The organism is Pseudomonas fluorescens (assembly GCF_001708445.1).
In the GTDB taxonomy this organism is placed as follows: domain Bacteria; phylum Pseudomonadota; class Gammaproteobacteria; order Pseudomonadales; family Pseudomonadaceae; genus Aquipseudomonas; species Aquipseudomonas gorinensis.
The window spans coordinates 208,568-224,359 of the sequence record NZ_CP015637.1; the positions used below are offsets into that span (position 1 = coordinate 208,568).

Sequence of the window (15,792 nt, forward strand, 5' to 3'; positions counted from 1 at the left end):
TGGTGACGAGCATGTTCGATCCTGTGTTGTTGCGCAGTTTTGTCGCGGTGGTGGATTGCGGCAATTTCACCCGCGCCGCCGAGCGCCTGCACTTGACCCAGTCCACCGTGAGCCAGCAAATCCGGCGGCTGGAAGAAGCGGTGACGTGCCAACTGCTGGACCGCGACCAGCGCCGTGTGGTCGCCACTGCCGAAGGCGAGCGGCTGCTGGCCTATGCACGGCGCATCCTGGCGCTGCATGAAGAAGCCGCCGATGTGTTGATCAACCAGCAAAGTGATGGCGTGCTGCGCCTTGGCGTACCGGAAGACTTTGCTGCCGAGCGCCTGATGCCGTTGCTGTCGGCGTTCGTTGTGGCGTATCCACGGGTGCGCCTGGAGGTCACCAGCGGTCTCGGCCCCGAGTTGCAGCGTCAGTACCGCAGCGGCGAATTCGATGTGTTGCTGGTCAAGCAGATGGGCGACAGCGCCGACTGCCTGGCCTCATGGCCCGAGCCGTTGTGCTGGGTCGACAGCCGCAGCACACCCTCCCTGGGGCGCGATCCATTGCCGTTGGTGGCGTTTCCGGTGGGCGGCCTGTACCGCAATGAAATGCTCCAGCACCTGGAGGTGGCGGGTTGGCGCTGGCGCATCGGCTATTCCAGCGCGAGTTTGGCCAGTGTGTGCTCGGCGGTGGCGGCGGGGCTGGGGATCAGCCTGTTGCCGCGCCGGGTGGTGCAGGCCGGGCATGCGGTGCTGGGGGCCGAGAGTGGCTTGCCGGCCGTGCAGGGCGTGCGACTGGCGTTGTATGGCCGCAGTGGCCTGGGAGCGGCAGGGCAGAGTTTGCAGCGCCAATTGCTCGATTTGTGCGCAAACAGCCCTGCCTGATCCATGCCTTTGCTGAATATTTTGTATGCCTGAGAAGCATCGAAAAACCGCGCTGGGGCGCCAGGCCACGTACTACGGGGCTTTGGCGCCTGCGGGTATTTTTCTTATTCAGATTAGATCTATCTATAACTTTAAAGATTACTTTAAGAGATAAGCGTCTGGCCCCGATGATTCAGCCCTCGACGGCCGCTTTGGCAGGCCTGTCGGTTTTTTTGTTTCAAAACCGTAGGGAGTGAATCAATGGGCAATGTCCAGACCGCCGCCAGTGCACCCGAGGCGCTATGGCGCCAGGCACCGAGTGGTGAGTTGGTCGACCTTGGCCGGCCACATCGCGCGCCGTTAGGGCAGTTGCGTTTGCAGAAAACCCCCAAGCGCTTTTCGAGCCGTCGCGAGGGGATTCTGCTCGGGTTGCTGGTGTTGGCCCTGCACGGTGCGGTGATCTATTGGGTGAGCCAGAAGCCCACCCCGGTGCTGCCGATTGTGCCGCCGGAAATCCCGCCAATGACCATCGAATTTTCCCAGCCGGCACCGCCCGTGGTGGAACCGCCACCGCCTGTGCCGCCACCACCGCCGCCGCCCGTGGTCGAGCCACCGCCGCCGGTGGTGGATGAGTTGGCCGCCAAGCCGGCACCGCCCAAGCCGATTCCAAAACCTAAGCCCAAGCCGGTGCCAAAGCCTGAGCCCAAGCCCGCACCGAAACCGGTCGAGCAGGCGCCCACGCCACCGCAACCGGCGCCACCGGCCCCCGCGCCCGCTCCGCCCGCGCCAGCCCCGGTGACCCCTGCTTCGGCCAACGCCGCGTACCTCAAGAACCCGGCGCCGGAGTACCCGTCACTGGCGCAGCGTCGCGGTTGGGAAGGCACGGTGTTGTTGCGAGTGCATGTACTGGCCAGCGGCAAGCCGGGTGAGATCCAGATCCAGAAAAGCAGCGGTCGCCAGCAACTCGACGACGCCGCACTGACCGCCGTGAAGCGTTGGAGCTTCGTGCCGGCCAAGCAAGGCGATGTGGCCCAGGACGGCTGGGTCAGCGTACCGATCGATTTCAAGATTCACTAACTATTCGGCTGCGGTGTGTTGCACACGCCGCGACCCGCACAAGAGGGAAAACATCATGGCATTAGCATCTCCACTTGAATCCATCGAAAGCGCGGTGATCTGGCTGCTGGTGGTCTTTTCGGTCGCCACCTGGGGCCTGGCCCTGCTCAAGGGCGTGCAGTTCGGTCGCCTTAAAGCGCAGGATCGCAAGTTCCACAAACAGTTCTGGGCGGCGTCGAGTCTCGACTCGGCCGCCGAGTTGGCCGAGACCCAGCCCGGTGCCGCTGCCCGTGTGGCCCAGGCCGGTTACGCCGCGATCCAGGTCGGGGAAGCGCCGCACGCGGCCGACCTGAGCCAGGCGATCAACCACCAGGACCGCCTCGAGCGTGCCCTGCGCCAGCAGATCGTACGTGAGCGCCGCTCCCTGGAAACCGGCCTGGCCGTGGTCGCCAGTATCGGCAGTACCTCGCCGTTTATCGGCCTGTTCGGCACCGTGTGGGGGATCATGGAAGCGCTGAAGGGGATCAGCGCGGCCGGCTCCGCCAGCCTGGAAACCGTGGCTGGCCCGATCGGTGCGGCGCTGGTCGCTACCGGCGTGGGTATTGCCGTCGCCGTCCCGGCGGTGCTGGTCTACAACTACTTCCTGCGTCGCCTGAAGCTCACGGCGGCCGACCTGGATGACTTTGCCCACGACTTCTACAGCCTGGCGCAGAAGCATTCGTTCCGCGTGCTGCTGCACCCTGCGCTGACCAAAGGCGCGGCCGGCAACCCGCAAAAAGTGAAGGAGGCGTCCTGAGATGGCCTTCTCCACCCAAGACAGCGATGAGGTGCTGAGCGAGATCAACGTCACGCCATTGGTCGACGTGATGCTGGTACTGCTGGTGGTGTTTATCGTCACCGCGCCGCTTTTGACCAACGCGATCCCGATCAACCTGCCCAAGACCGAGGCGGTCGCCCCGGTGGAGCAGAAGGACCCGCTGGTGGTGAGCATCGACGGTGCCGGCAAACTGTTTATCAACAAGGACGAAATCCAGCCGGACCTGCTGGAATTCAACCTGCAGGCGGCCAAGGCCAAGGACCCCGATGTGCGGGTGCAACTGCAGGCCGATGATGGTGTGAACTACGGCGAAGTGGCGCGAGCCATGGCGTCTATCGAGCGCGCGGGGATTACCAAGCTGTCGGTGATCACGGCACGTTAGTTTCAAAGCCTCGATAATTTTTTGGCCGTTTCCTTGGCAGGGTGCGGCCTTTTTTATGCCTGGAATTTAAGTCGCGCCGCCAAATCCCGATCGGGAATGGGGCCAATGTGGGAGGGGGCTTGCCCCCGATGGCGGAGTGTCAGTTGGCCAATTTGTCTGCTGACCCACTGCCATCGGGGGCAAGCCCCCTCCCACATTTTGATCTCATGCAGGATTGGTTTTTTGGTTATTAATAAATAGCTTCTTATTCCTTAACGAATATAACCCTCGTCCCTATACTGTCCTACAACGTTAAACGCTGCAGGAGGGCACACCCATGCACAGCGAGTTGATTCGTTATCTGATCGTGCCGGGCTGGCAAGGATCGCCAGAAGATCATTGGCAAAGTCACTGGCAGAACAGCCTGCCCAACAGCGCACGCGTGGAGCAGGCCGATTGGCTCACGCCGCGCCGTGAAGACTGGGTCGCCGCGCTGGCCGAGGCGATCGCCGCCGACAGCACGCCGGTGATCCTGATCGCCCATAGCCTGGGTTGCATCACCGTGGCCCATTGGGCGGCCACTGCCCCGGTGCAGTTCCTGCGGCAGGTGCGCGGTGCCTTGCTGGTGGCCCCGGCGGACGTCGAACGTCCGGCGTGCTCGCCTGCCCTGCGCAACTTTGCGCCGATCCCGACCGACCTGTTGCCGTTTCCCAGCCAGGTGGTCAGTTCCGATAACGACAGCGCCGTCAGCGCCCCCCGGGCCCTGGAATTGGCCCGCAACTGGGGGGCCGAAGCCGGCATTCTCTCGGGGGCCGGGCATATCAATGTGAAGTCCGGTCACCAACGCTGGGAGCAAGGCTTCGCCTACCTGTATCGCTTGCAAAGTCGCCTCGAGCATCACGCCCGGCGCACTGCCTGATATTTTTTAAACGCCCCGTCCCTGAGCGGATTTGGGGCGGGAGCCTGCCATGAGCCTGCATGAAACCTTCGGTCAGCCCCTGCTGACCTTCCCCGACGCCGAAAAAAGCCCGCTGAGCATCCGCGCCAAGGCGCTGGTGTTTGTCGACCCGCGTTCGCGGCAACTGCGCGAAGAGCTGGAAAACCTCGCCCCCCGTGCCTTGCCCGTATTGATTCGCGGCGAGACCGGTAGCGGTAAAGAGCTGCTGGCGCGGCATATCCATCGTGGTAGTGATCGTGCCGGGCTGTTTGTCTCGGTCAATTGCGGCGCCATCAGCCCGACCTACGCCGATGCCGAGTTGTTCGGCTACGCTGCCGGCGCTCACAGCGGCGCGGCGAGCAGCCGTGCCGGCTGGTTCGGGTCGGCCAATGGCGGCACCTTGTACCTGGATGAAATCGGCGATTTGCCGCTGCCGATCCAGGTCAAGTTGCTCGCCGCCCTGGAAAACCACGAAGTCACTCGCGTCGGTGCGCATCAGCCAAGCCCGGTGGATGTGCGCCTGGTAGCAGCCACCAGCATCGACCTGGCCCAAGCCGTGGCTGCCGGCAAGTTTCATGAGCGGCTGTTCCATTACCTGAGCGAAGGCCAGCTGGAATTGCCGGCATTGCGCGAGCGGGTCGGCGATATCCTGTCCCTGGCCGAGTACTTCCTCGGTATCTACAGCCAGCGCCTGGACCTGCCGGTGCCGTTGATCAGCGACGCCGCCCAGCGCGTACTGGAACACCACAGCTGGCCGGGCAATACCCGCGAGTTGGAGAACGTCATTCACTTTGCGCTGCTGGTCAGCAGCGGCGATGAGATTCTGCCGGAGCATCTGAATCTGCCCGTCGCCGGTTCGCCCCTTGAACAGGTGCAGCGAATATTCGATAACGCCAGCCCCGCCGAGCAGGAAACCTTGCGCCGCTTTCTACATGAACAAAATGGAATATCAACGTGAATAAAAGATATTGTTCGGGAATAAAAAATCTAGGTATTGTCGCTTGCATGCCGCGATAGCACTTCGCTGGCACTTCTCATCAAAACGGTCGTCAGAGACGCCCCGCAATTCCGATAAGGACACTGCATGAAAAAGGTTCTGTTGTTTACCGCACTGGCGGCTGCCCTGACTGCAAGCTTCGCCCAGGCCAACGAAAAACTGGTGGTGGCTGCCACTCCGATCCCGCACGCGGAGATCCTTGAGCTGGTCAAGCCGACCCTGGCCAAAGAAGGCGTGGACCTGGAAATCAAAGTCTTCACCGACTACGTTCAACCCAACACTCAAGTGGCCGAGAAGCGTCTGGACGCCAACTACTTCCAGACCCTGCCGTACCTGGAAAACTTCAACAAGGGCAAGGGCACCAACCTGGTCACCGTGATCGGTGTGCATGTTGAACCCATCGGTGGCTACTCGAAAAAGATCAAGAATATTTCCGAGCTCAAGGACGGCGCCACCGTTGCCATCCCGAACGAAGGCTCCAACAGCGGTCGTGCCCTGTTGCTGTTGCAAAAGAATGGTCTGATTACGCTCAAAGACCCGACCAACGCGCTGTCCACGCCGAAAGACATCAAGGACAACCCCAAGCACCTGAAATTCAAGGAGCTGGAATCGGCCCTGCTGCCACGTGTGCTGGACCAGGTCGACCTCGATGTGATCAACACCAACTACGCCCTGGAAGCTGGCCTCAACCCAGCGAAAGACGCGCTGATCATCGAAGACGCCAAGTCGCCTTACGTGAACTTCCTGGTGGCTCGCCCGGACAACAAGGACAGCGCCGCTATCCAGAAATTGGCCAAGGCGCTGACCAGCCCGGAAGTCAAAGCTTTCATCGAGAAGAAGTACAACGGCGCAGTCGTGCCAGCGTTCTGATGTAAGCCCAAACCCCTTCAAGGTTTCAACGCCGACGGCTACTACAGCGTCGGCGTTTTTTATGCTGGAATTTGGAATGCAATAAAAACTGTGGGAGGGGGCTTGCCCCCGATGGCGGTATGTCAGTCACAGATGCATTGACTGAACCACTGCTATCGGGGGCAAGCCCCCTCCCACATGGGATCTACGGTGTTTTAGAGATCCCGGCTATTGATCGCCCTGCGCAACGCCACCAACCATTTCACCAGCTCCTGCGGATCAATCGGCTTCGTTTTGTTCATTGTTCATTCCTTCGAAACACAGACCCCCCAACCATAGCCGTCACTTGGAAAACCCGCGAATCCGGCGGTTATCTTTTTGGGTGATATCAATATGCTATTTCGGTATTTAAATTTTATTTTTTATACCTTTAGAGTTCGCGCTACCCGGCGTTACCCACGCCGGCCTGGACGGCACTCGCTGCATTACCCCTGCGGCGTCATGGACTCAAGATGACCTTCGATTTCGCTTTTATCCTCAGCACCCTGCCGGCGTTTTTCAAAGCCGTGGGGGTGACGCTGCAAGTGGGCCTGATCGCCATTGCCACCTCGCTGTTGGTGGCGCTGATCAACGCCGCCTTGCTGGTGTTTCGCACACCTTACCTGTCGCGCCTGGTTGGGCTCTATGTGGAGTTGGCGCGTAACACCCCGCTGCTGATCCAGCTGTTTTTCGTGTACTTCGCCCTGCCGGCCCTGGGCTTCAATATTTCCGGGTTTTGGGCGGCGATCATCACCATGACCTTCCTCGGCGGCGCCTACCTCACCGAAGTGCTGCGCGCGGGCGTGGAAGCGGTGCCGCTGGCGCAGGTCGAATCGGGCAAATCCATCGGTCTGTCCGACTGGCAGTTGCTGCGCCATGTGATCCTGCCCCAGGCCGGCATCCTCAGCCTGCCGGCGCTGTTCGCCAATTTCATCTTCCTGCTCAAGGAGACCACCGTGGTCTCTGCCGTGGCGGTGCCGGAGATTCTCTACACCACCAAGAGCTACATCGCTCTCTACTACAAGACTTACGAAATGCTCGCCGTGCTGACGCTGATTTGCGTGCTGCTGTTCCTGCCGTTGTCGCTGCTGCTCAGCCGCCTGGAAAGGAGGCTCCAGCATGGCCAGTTCGGGTCTTGAATTGTTGTGGGTGTCGCTGCCGCAACTGGGTAAGGGCGCTGCGCAAACCCTGTCGATTTCCTTTCTGAGCATCGCTTTCAGTACGGTCGGCGGGGTGCTGTACGGCGTGTTGCGCACGTTGAATCAAACGGTGATCAATGGGCTGCTGCGCATTTACCTGGAGCTGTTCCGTGCGATCCCGGTGCTGGTGTGGCTGTACCTGCTGTTTTTCGGCCTGCCGATTTTCTTCGGCCTGAGCATTCCGAGTTTCTGGTGCGCGGTGTTGGTGCTGTCGCTGTGGGGCGCCAGCGAGGTGGGCGAAGTGGTGCGCGGCGCTTTGCATTCGCTGCCCCGTGGCCAGCGCGAGGCGGGCTTGTCGATTGGCCTGTCCGCCCCGCAGCTGTACGGCTACGTGCTGCTGCCCCAGGCCCTCAAGCGCATGACGCCGCCGACCATCAACGTCTACACGCGCATCATCAAGACCAGCTCCCTGGCGGTGCTGATCGGCGTGGTGGACGTGATCAAGGTGGGCCAGCAAATCATCGAGCGCACCTATGAGTCGGTGTTGATCTACGGCGCGCTGTTCCTGTTTTTCTTCTTCATCTGCTACCCGTTGTCAGCCGCCTCCAAGCTGCTGGAACGGCGCTGGGGCCAAGCATGAGCGCACTGATCGAGTTCCGGGGTTTCAATAAGTTCTTCGGCGACCAGCAGGTGCTCAAGGGCATCGACCTGAGTGTGCAAAGCGGCGAAGTGGTGGTGATCCTCGGCCCCAGCGGCTGTGGCAAAAGCACGTTGCTGCGCTGCCTCAACGGCTTGGAAGCAGCCCATAGCGGCAGCCTGCGGTTTGCCGGCAAGGAGCTGCTGGCGAAACACACGGATTGGCGCCAGGTACGCCAGGATGTGGGCATGGTGTTCCAGAGCTACCACCTGTTCCCCCATATGAGCGTGCTCGACAACCTGCTGCTCGGCCCGCTGAAAGTGCAAAAGCGCGAGCCCCGCGAAGCGCGCGCCCAGGCAGAAAAACTGTTGGACCGCGTCGGCCTGGCCGACAAGCGCGACGCCTACCCGCGCCAGCTTTCCGGCGGCCAGCAGCAACGCATCGCTATCGTCCGTTCGTTGTGCATGAACCCCCAGGTCATGCTGTTTGACGAAGTCACCGCCGCCCTCGACCCGGAGATGGTCAAGGAAGTGCTGGAAGTGATCCAGGGCCTGGCCCGCGACGGCATGACCCTGCTGATCGTCACCCACGAAATGGCCTTCGCCCGCGCCGTGGCCGACCGCGTGGTGTTCATGGAGGCCGGTCGCATCCTCGAACACAACACCCCCGAAGAATTCTTTACGAACCCGCAAACCGCACGCGCGCAGCAGTTCCTGGAGAAGTTCTCCTTTGTTTCAACACTGCCCAAGAAAACCCAGGAACTGGAGCTGATATGAAAAAGTTACTGCTGCCACTGTTTGCCGTTGCCTTACTGGCCGGCTGCGATAAAAAGGCCGAAGAGCCCGCTAAACCTGCCGCCGCCGTGAGTTACATCGACAAGATCAAGGCGCGCGACAAACTCATCGTTGGCGTGTTCACCGACAAACCACCGTTCGGCTTTGTCAACGAAGCCGGGCGCTACGTCGGCTTCGATACCGACATCGGCCGCCGATTCGCCAAGGACTTGCTGGGCGATGAGAACAAAGTCGAATTCGTCGCCGTCGAGCCGGCCAGCCGTATTCCCTTCCTGCAAAGCGACAAGGTCGACCTGATCCTCGCCAATATGACCGTGACGCCCGAGCGCAAGGACGCGGTGGACTTCACCAACCCCAACCTGAAAGTCGCGGTACAGGCCCTGGTGCCCAACGACAGCCCGGTCAAGAGCCTGGATGACCTGGCTACCCGCACCACCATCGTCACCACCGGCACCACGGCCGATATCTGGCTGACCAAGAACCACCCGGACTGGAAACTGCTCAAGTTCGAGAAAAACTCCGAGTCGTTGCAGGCGCTGTCGGCCGGGCGTGGCGATGCGTACGCGCAAGACAACCTGGTGCTGTTCAGCTGGGCCAAGCAGAACCCGGGCTACCGCGTGTTGGAACAGAAACTCGGCGACGAGGCCCCGATCGCGCCAGCGGTGAAGAAGGGCAATATCGAATTGCGTGACTGGGTGAATGCCGAGTTGGCGAAGCTGGGTGAGGAGAAGTTCTTGCTCAAGTTATATGACCAATATGTGCGCAAAGAACTGAGCGACGACACCAAGCCTGAGAGTGTGATTGTCGAAGGCGGGAAGTGGCAGGGGTGATGCTGCGCTGACTGTTTTACTGCTATCGCAGGCAAGCCCTAATGCCGTTCAGTTAAGGAGGAACACTGTAACTGTGGCAAGCGGGCTTGTTGTGGCGAGCGGGCTTGCCCTAATGCCATTCAGTTAAGCGTACATCGCCTTCTGTAGGAGCGAGCTTGCTCGCGAAAAACGTCAACGATAACGCGTGTTTCCTGAGCCACAGCAAACCCCCTCAATACGCCTTCCCCATGCAGAAAAGGAACCCTGATCTAAGCTCACAGTCGCATGCACACTGGCACATCGCATCGCGCACAAGGAGTCCGCATGGGCGGTCGTATTTCCATCTGTATGGTCGGCATGGGTTTGGCGGTGTTGCTGAGTGGTTGTGGTCAGGAAAAACCCGAACCCAAGCAGCATTCCCGGGTGTTTGTGCAAACCGTGCAACCCGCGGATTTCGCTGCGGCCGTCACGCTGACCGGTGATATCCAGGCCCGTGTGCAAACCGATTTGTCCTTCCGCGTGGGCGGCAAGATCATTCAGCGCATGGTGGACGTGGGCGACCGGGTCAGCGCCAAGCAAGTGCTGGCCAAGCTCGATCCCAAGGACTTGCAGACCAACGTTGATTCCGCCCAGGCCCAGGTCGTGGCCGAGCAGGCGCGGGTCAAGCAAGCCGCCGCGGCCTTCGTGCGCCAGGAAAAGCTCTTGCCCAAGGGCTACACCAGCCGCAGCGAATATGACAGCGCCCAGGCCGCGTTGCGCAGCAGCCAAAGCGCCTTGGCCGCTGCCCAGGCGCAGTTGGCCAACGCTCGCGAGCAATTGGGCTACACCGCCCTGGTCGCCGAAGCGCCTGGGGTGATTACCGCACGCCAGGCGGAAGTGGGCCAGGTGGTGCAGGCCACCGTACCGATCTTCAGCCTGGCCCGCGACGGTGAGCGTGACGCGGTGTTCGACGTGTATGAATCGTTGCTGGTGGAACCGGCCAATGATGACGTGATGACGGTCAAGTTGCTGGATAAGCCGCACGTGCAGGCCACCGGTAGAATCCGCGAGACCACCCCCGCGGTGAACGCTGCCAGCGGTACCTTGCAGGTGAAGATTGCATTGAACACGTTGCCCCAGGGCATGGACCTGGGCGCCGTGGTCAGCACCACTCTCCATGCCCCGGCCAAGGCCAGTATCGAACTGCCATGGGCGGCGCTGACCAAAGACCTCAGCGAACCCGCCGTATGGCTGGTAGACGGCGACGGCAAGGCGCAGTTGCACAAAGTCAGCGTGGCGCGTTACCTCACCGGCAAGGTGATCATCAGTGACGGCCTCAAGGGTGGCGAAAAAATCGTGGTGGCGGGCGGGCAATTGCTGCACCCCGGCATGCAGGTCGAGATCGCCCAGGCGCCGGACACGGCGCAGGCCCAGGGCGTGCAACCATGAAGTACCTGACAGTTGTCCTCATCGCCGGCCTGCTGCTCGCGGGCTGCTCCAAGCAGGAACCGCCGCCCGAGCCGGTGCGCCCGGTGCTGTCCATGGAAGTGAAATCCGAAGACCAGGAAACCTTCGGCCGTTTCGCTGGCACCATCCAGGCGCGCTATGAAAGCAACCTCGGCTTTCGTGTTCCCGGTCGCATCGCCCGGCGCGCCGTGGATGTGGGCGCCGAAGTGGAGAAAGGTGCGGTGCTCGCCGTGCTCGACCCCACCGACCAACAAAACCAACTGCGCGCGGCCCAGGGCGACCTCGCGCGCGTCCAGGCGCAATTTATCAACGCCCAGGCCAATGCCCGGCGCCAGCAAGCGTTGTTCAACCGTGGCGTCGGCGCCCAAGCCCAATTGGATGCGGCCCAGACTGACCTGAAAACCACCCAGGCCAGCCTCGACCAGGCCCAGGCCACGGTCAACCAGGCCAAGGACCAGCTCAACTATGCCGAACTGCGCACCGACCATGGCGGCATTGTCACCGCCTGGAGCGCCGAAGCCGGCCAGGTGGTCAGCGCCGGCCAGCAAGTGGTGACCCTGGCCCGCCCGGACGTCAAGGAAGCGGTGATCGACCTGCCCGCCGGTCTTGCCGAGCGCCTGCCGCCGGACGTGGTGTTCCTCGTCGCCGGGCAGCTGGACCCCAGCATCAACACCACCGCCACCGTGCGCGAGATCGAGCCCCAGGCCCAGAGCGCCACGCGTACCCGTCGGGCGCGGCTGACCCTGGCCGAAACACCGCCCGCGTTCCGCCTTGGCACGGCGATCAGTGTGACCTTGAGTTCGACCATCGCCCCACGTATCGAGTTGCCCCTGAGCGCCTTGCAGGAAGTCGATGGCAAGACCCGCATTTGGCTGCTCGATACCCACAGCCAGACCGTGCAACCGCGCGACATCACCGTGCTTAGCCGTGACGCTGACAGCGCCTTGCTCAACGGCGGCGTCAACCCCGGCGAGCGTATCGTCACCGCCGGCGTGAACAGCCTGAAACCCGGGCAGAAAGTCAAAATCGACGAGGACAGCCCGCGATGAAAGGGAGCTTCAACTTATCCGACTGGGCCCTCAAGCATCAGTCCTTCGTCTGGTACCTGATGTTCGTCGCGCTGCTGATGGGCGTGTTCTCCTACCTGAACCTGGGCCGCGAGGAAGACCCTTCGTTCACCATCAAGACCATGGTCATCCAGACCCGCTGGCCGGGTGCGACCCAGGAAGAAACCCTCAAGCAGGTGACCGACCGCATCGAGAAAAAACTCGAAGAGATCGACTCTCTCGACTACGTGAAAAGCTACACCCGGCCTGGAGAGTCCACGGTGTTCGTGTTCCTCAAGGACACCACCAGCGCCAAGGCGATCCCCGAGATCTGGTACCAGGTGCGCAAGAAGCTCGACGATATTCGCGGCACCTTCCCCCAGGGCCTGCAAGGGCCGTCGTTCAACGATGAATTTGGTGATGTGTTCGGCTCGGTGTATGCGTTTACCGGCGATGGCCTGTCGATGCGCCAACTGCGCGATTACGTGGAGCAGGTGCGCGCCGAGATCCGCTCGGTGCCGGGGTTGGGCAAGGTCGAGATGATCGGCCAGCAGGATGAAGTGATTTACCTGAATTTCTCCACGCGCAAACTGGCGGCCCTGGGCATTGACCAGCGCCAGGTGGTGCAGAGCCTGCAATCGCAGAACGCCGTAACGCCCGCTGGGGTGATCGAGGCTGGGCCGGAGCGGATTTCCGTGCGCACCTCCGGGCAGTTTGCTTCGGAAAAAGACCTGGCCGACGTGAACCTGCGGCTCAATGATCGCTTCTATCGCCTGGCGGATATCGCCGAGATCACCCGCGGCTACGTCGACCCGGCGCGGCCGATGTTTCGCTTCAACGGCAAGCCGGCCATCGGCCTGGCTATCGCCATGCAGAAGGGCGGCAATATCCAGTCGTTCGGTGAGGCCCTGCACACGCGCATGGACGAGTTGACCGCCGACTTGCCCGTGGGCGTCGGCGTGCACAAGGTCTCCGACCAGGCCGAAGTGGTGGAAGAGGCCGTCGGCGGCTTTACCAGTGCGCTGTTCGAAGCGGTGATCATTGTCTTGGTGGTGAGCTTTATCAGCCTCGGCCTGCGTGCCGGGCTGGTGGTGGCGTGTTCGATCCCGCTGGTGCTGGCGCTGGTGTTCGTGTTCATGGAATACAGCGGCATCACCATGCAGCGTGTGTCGCTGGGCGCGTTGATCATCGCCCTCGGCTTGTTGGTGGACGACGCGATGATCACCGTGGAAATGATGATCACACGCCTGGAAAAAGGCGCAACCAAGGAACAGGCGGCGACCTACGCGTACACGTCCACGGCATTCCCCATGCTCACCGGCACGCTGGTGACCGTGGCCGGCTTTGTCCCGATTGGCCTCAACGCCAGCTCGGCGGGGGAGTACACCTTCACCCTGTTCGCGGTCATTGCGGTGGCGATGCTGGTGTCGTGGGTGGTGGCGGTGCTGTTTGCGCCGGTGATTGGCGTGCATATCCTCAGTGCCAATGTGAAGCCCCATGGCAACGAACCGGGGCGCATCGGCCGCGCGTTCAATGCCGGTATGCTCTGGGCCATGCGCAACCGTTGGTGGGCGATCGGCATCACCGTGGCCCTGTTTGCCGCGTCGGTGTTTTCCATGCAGTTCGTGCAGAACCAGTTCTTCCCGTCGTCGGATCGCCCGGAAATCCTCGTCGACCTCAACCTGCCGCAAAACGCCTCGATCAATGAAACCCGCAAGGCGGTCGACCGTCTCGAAGCCATCATTAAGGATGACCCGGACATCGCGCGCTGGAGCACCTACATCGGCCAGGGCGCGATTCGTTTCTACCTGCCCCTCGACCAGCAACTGGAGAACCCGTATTACGCGCAGTTGGTGATTGTCAGCAAGGGACTGGAGGAGCGCAGTGCGTTGATCACGCGTCTGCAAAAACGCCTGCGTGACGATTTTGTCGGTGTCGGCAGCTTTGTGCAGCCGCTGGAAATGGGCCCGCCGGTGGGGCGGCCGATCCAGTACCGCGTTTCCGGTAAAGACACCGACCAGGTGCGCAAGCACGCCATCGAATTGGCGACCTTGCTCGACAAGAACAGCCACCTGGGCGAGATCATTTACGACTGGAACGAGCCGGGCAAAGTGCTGAGGGTCGACATCGCCCAGGACAAGGCGCGGCAGTTGGGTTTGTCATCCGAAGACGTGGCGCAGTTGATGAACAGCGTGGTCAGCGGGGCCTCGGTGACCCAGGTGCATGACGATATCTACCTGATCAACGTGGTCGGCCGCGCCGTAGACGCCGAACGTGGCACGCCGGAAACCTTGCAGAACCTGCAGATCGTGACGCCCAACGGTACCTCGATCCCGCTGCTGGCCTTCGCCACCGTGCGCTATGAGTTGGAGCAGCCGCTGGTGTGGCGCCGCGACCGCAAGCCGACCATCACCATCAAGGCGGCGGTGCGCGACGAGATGCAGCCCACTGACCTGGTCAAGCAGCTCAAGCCCGAGATCGACGCGTTCAGCGCCGGCCTGCCGGTGGGCTACACGGTCGCCACGGGCGGCACCGTGGAAGAAAGCGGCAAGGCCCAGGGCCCGATTGCCAGCGTGGTGCCGTTGATGCTGTTTTTGATGGCGACCTTCCTGATGATCCAACTGCACAGCGTGCAGAAGATGTTCCTGGTGGCCAGTGTCGCGCCGCTGGGACTGATCGGCGTGGTGCTGGCGCTGATCCCCACAGGCACGCCCATGGGCTTTGTGGCGATCCTCGGTATTCTCGCGCTGATCGGCATCATCATCCGCAACTCGGTGATCCTGGTGACGCAGATTCACGAATATGAAGTGGCCGGCCATTCGCCGTGGGATGCGGTGGTGCAAGCCACCGAGCACCGGCGCCGGCCGATCCTGCTCACGGCCGCGGCGGCCAGCCTGGGCATGATCCCGATTGCACGGGAAGTGTTCTGGGGGCCGATGGCCTACGCGATGATTGGCGGCATCATCATCGCCACCTTGCTGACGCTGTTGTTCCTGCCGGCGCTGTATGTGGCCTGGTACAAGATCCGCGAACCCCAACAGTAGCCCGTGGCGAGCGGGTTTGTTGTGGCTAGCAGGCTTGTTGTGGCGAGCGGGTTTGTTGTGGCGAGCGGGCTTGCCCCGCGTTGGGCTGCGAAGCAGCCCCAATAAGGCCGCCGCATTTCTTCTGGTAGAACCGGGAGACTGGTAACTAGGCGTCCCCCTCGCTCCTACAGAAGGCGATGTACGCTTAACTGAACGGCATTAGGGCAAGCCCGCTCGCCACAGTTACAGTGCTCCTCCTTAACTGACTGGTGTGACGGCAAGCCCGCTCGACACATGGGGTATAGTCGGGCCATCTCAGCGCCCGGTATTCATCACCATGCCTCTCAAGCCCGACGACCTCGACCAGATCACGTCCACCACCCTCGGCCACTACAACAAGGTGGCCGAGGACTTCCGTGAAGGCACCCGCGACCACGATGTGAGCCAGAACATCGACGCGCTGCTGCGGCATATCCAGGGCACGCCGCCCTTTACCGTGCTGGACTTCGGCTGCGGGCCGGGGCGGGATTTGCAGACCTTTACGCGCATGGGGCATATCGCCGTCGGGCTCGATGGTTCGGAACGCTTTGCGCAGATGGCGCGGGAAGACAGTGGCTGTGAGGTGTTGCAGCAGGATTTCCTCAAGCTGGAACTGCCCGCTGAACGCTTTGACGGCATCTTTGCCAATGCGGTGCTGTTTCATATCCCCAAGCAGGAACTGCCGCGTGTGCTCAGGCAACTGCATGGGGCGCTGAAACCGGGTGGAGTGTTGTTCAGCTCCAATCCACGGGGGGAAAACCAGGAAGGCTGGAATGGGCCGCGCTATGGGTCTTATCACGACCTCGATGCGTGGCAAACACTGCTCACCACCGCCGGGTTTGTGGAGCTGGAGCATTACTACCGCCCGGCGGGATTACCCCGGGAGCAGCAGCCTTGGCTGGCCAGTGTTTGGCGCAAGGCTTGAGTCCGGGGTTGCCTGGGCGGATGCCATCGGGGGCAA

At 61.8% G+C, this 15,792-nt stretch carries 15 protein-coding genes; all 15 read left to right on the forward strand.

Features of this window, described 5'->3' with window-relative positions; all coding sequences use genetic code 11:
• The first annotated feature begins 11 nt into the window (after positions 1–11).
• The 15 genes from A7317_RS00900 to A7317_RS00970 all read left to right on the forward strand — a co-directional run bounded on the left by A7317_RS00900 (position 12) and on the right by A7317_RS00970 (position 15,756).
• Positions 12–863: a LysR family transcriptional regulator gene (locus tag A7317_RS00900; RefSeq protein ID WP_069075015.1), complete on the forward strand. Its 852-nt coding sequence runs from the start codon at positions 12–14 to the stop codon at positions 861–863.
• A 240-nt stretch (positions 864–1,103) separates the two neighbouring features.
• A complete protein-coding gene (locus tag A7317_RS00905; protein ID WP_069075016.1) occupies positions 1,104–1,919 on the forward strand; it encodes an energy transducer TonB in 816 nt (271 codons plus the stop codon).
• A 52-nt stretch (positions 1,920–1,971) separates the two neighbouring features.
• Positions 1,972–2,694: a MotA/TolQ/ExbB proton channel family protein gene (locus tag A7317_RS00910; RefSeq protein ID WP_093235410.1), complete on the forward strand. Its 723-nt coding sequence runs from the start codon at positions 1,972–1,974 to the stop codon at positions 2,692–2,694.
• A gap of 1 nt (position 2,695) precedes the next feature.
• Positions 2,696–3,097: an ExbD/TolR family protein gene (locus A7317_RS00915; protein ID WP_010565408.1), complete on the forward strand. Its 402-nt coding sequence runs from the start codon at positions 2,696–2,698 to the stop codon at positions 3,095–3,097.
• A gap of 316 nt (positions 3,098–3,413) precedes the next feature.
• On the forward strand, positions 3,414–3,995 hold the full coding sequence (locus A7317_RS00920) for an alpha/beta hydrolase (protein WP_024072766.1): 582 nt from the start codon (positions 3,414–3,416) through the stop codon (positions 3,993–3,995).
• Between the two features lie 49 nt (positions 3,996–4,044).
• Positions 4,045–4,971: a sigma 54-interacting transcriptional regulator gene (locus A7317_RS00925; protein ID WP_024072767.1), complete on the forward strand. Its 927-nt coding sequence runs from the start codon at positions 4,045–4,047 to the stop codon at positions 4,969–4,971.
• A gap of 126 nt (positions 4,972–5,097) precedes the next feature.
• On the forward strand, positions 5,098–5,880 hold the full coding sequence (locus tag A7317_RS00930; protein WP_024072768.1) for a MetQ/NlpA family ABC transporter substrate-binding protein: 783 nt from the start codon (positions 5,098–5,100) through the stop codon (positions 5,878–5,880).
• Positions 5,881–6,371: 491 nt separating this feature from the next.
• Entirely contained in the window at positions 6,372–7,037 is a 666-nt protein-coding gene (locus A7317_RS00935; protein WP_024072769.1) for an amino acid ABC transporter permease, read from the forward strand.
• A complete protein-coding gene (locus tag A7317_RS00940) occupies positions 7,018–7,677 on the forward strand; it encodes an amino acid ABC transporter permease (protein ID WP_024072770.1) in 660 nt (219 codons plus the stop codon). The genes A7317_RS00935 and A7317_RS00940 overlap by 20 nt, the downstream gene beginning before the upstream one ends.
• A complete protein-coding gene (locus A7317_RS00945) occupies positions 7,674–8,450 on the forward strand; it encodes an amino acid ABC transporter ATP-binding protein (protein ID WP_024072771.1) in 777 nt (258 codons plus the stop codon). The genes A7317_RS00940 and A7317_RS00945 overlap by 4 nt, the downstream gene beginning before the upstream one ends.
• A complete protein-coding gene (locus A7317_RS00950; protein WP_069075017.1) occupies positions 8,447–9,298 on the forward strand; it encodes a transporter substrate-binding domain-containing protein in 852 nt (283 codons plus the stop codon). The genes A7317_RS00945 and A7317_RS00950 overlap by 4 nt, the downstream gene beginning before the upstream one ends.
• Before the next feature lie 303 nt (positions 9,299–9,601).
• Complete coding sequence (locus A7317_RS00955; RefSeq protein WP_069075018.1) at positions 9,602–10,705, forward strand: efflux RND transporter periplasmic adaptor subunit; 1,104 nt, start codon at positions 9,602–9,604, stop codon at positions 10,703–10,705.
• Positions 10,702–11,772: an efflux RND transporter periplasmic adaptor subunit gene (locus A7317_RS00960; protein WP_024072774.1), complete on the forward strand. Its 1,071-nt coding sequence runs from the start codon at positions 10,702–10,704 to the stop codon at positions 11,770–11,772. The genes A7317_RS00955 and A7317_RS00960 overlap by 4 nt, the downstream gene beginning before the upstream one ends.
• Positions 11,769–14,813: an efflux RND transporter permease subunit gene (locus A7317_RS00965; protein ID WP_069075019.1), complete on the forward strand. Its 3,045-nt coding sequence runs from the start codon at positions 11,769–11,771 to the stop codon at positions 14,811–14,813. Before A7317_RS00960 ends, A7317_RS00965 begins: the two co-directional genes overlap by 4 nt.
• A 316-nt stretch (positions 14,814–15,129) precedes the next feature.
• The gene (locus A7317_RS00970; protein ID WP_069075020.1) at positions 15,130–15,756 is read left to right on the forward strand and encodes a class I SAM-dependent methyltransferase; all 627 of its coding nucleotides are present in this window, start codon (positions 15,130–15,132) and stop codon (positions 15,754–15,756) included.
• The last annotated feature ends 36 nt before the right edge of the window (positions 15,757–15,792 follow it).

What these genes read in the sequence shown, in the direction of transcription:
- A7317_RS00900 (WP_069075015.1), top strand. Translation starts at nt 12, where the DNA reads ATGTTCGATCCTGTGTTGTTGCGCAGTTTTGTCGCGGTGGTGGATTGC.
- A7317_RS00905 (WP_069075016.1), top strand. Translation starts at nt 1,104, where the DNA reads ATGGGCAATGTCCAGACCGCCGCCAGTGCACCCGAGGCGCTATGGCGC.
- A7317_RS00915 (WP_010565408.1), top strand. Translation starts at nt 2,696, where the DNA reads ATGGCCTTCTCCACCCAAGACAGCGATGAGGTGCTGAGCGAGATCAAC.
- A7317_RS00920 (WP_024072766.1), top strand. Translation starts at nt 3,414, where the DNA reads ATGCACAGCGAGTTGATTCGTTATCTGATCGTGCCGGGCTGGCAAGGA.
- A7317_RS00925 (WP_024072767.1), top strand. Translation starts at nt 4,045, where the DNA reads ATGAGCCTGCATGAAACCTTCGGTCAGCCCCTGCTGACCTTCCCCGAC.
- A7317_RS00930 (WP_024072768.1), top strand. Translation starts at nt 5,098, where the DNA reads ATGAAAAAGGTTCTGTTGTTTACCGCACTGGCGGCTGCCCTGACTGCA.
- A7317_RS00935 (WP_024072769.1), top strand. Translation starts at nt 6,372, where the DNA reads ATGACCTTCGATTTCGCTTTTATCCTCAGCACCCTGCCGGCGTTTTTC.
- A7317_RS00940 (WP_024072770.1), top strand. Translation starts at nt 7,018, where the DNA reads ATGGCCAGTTCGGGTCTTGAATTGTTGTGGGTGTCGCTGCCGCAACTG.
- A7317_RS00945 (WP_024072771.1), top strand. Translation starts at nt 7,674, where the DNA reads ATGAGCGCACTGATCGAGTTCCGGGGTTTCAATAAGTTCTTCGGCGAC.
- A7317_RS00950 (WP_069075017.1), top strand. Translation starts at nt 8,447, where the DNA reads ATGAAAAAGTTACTGCTGCCACTGTTTGCCGTTGCCTTACTGGCCGGC.
- A7317_RS00955 (WP_069075018.1), top strand. Translation starts at nt 9,602, where the DNA reads ATGGGCGGTCGTATTTCCATCTGTATGGTCGGCATGGGTTTGGCGGTG.
- A7317_RS00960 (WP_024072774.1), top strand. Translation starts at nt 10,702, where the DNA reads ATGAAGTACCTGACAGTTGTCCTCATCGCCGGCCTGCTGCTCGCGGGC.
- A7317_RS00965 (WP_069075019.1), top strand. Translation starts at nt 11,769, where the DNA reads ATGAAAGGGAGCTTCAACTTATCCGACTGGGCCCTCAAGCATCAGTCC.
- A7317_RS00970 (WP_069075020.1), top strand. Translation starts at nt 15,130, where the DNA reads ATGCCTCTCAAGCCCGACGACCTCGACCAGATCACGTCCACCACCCTC.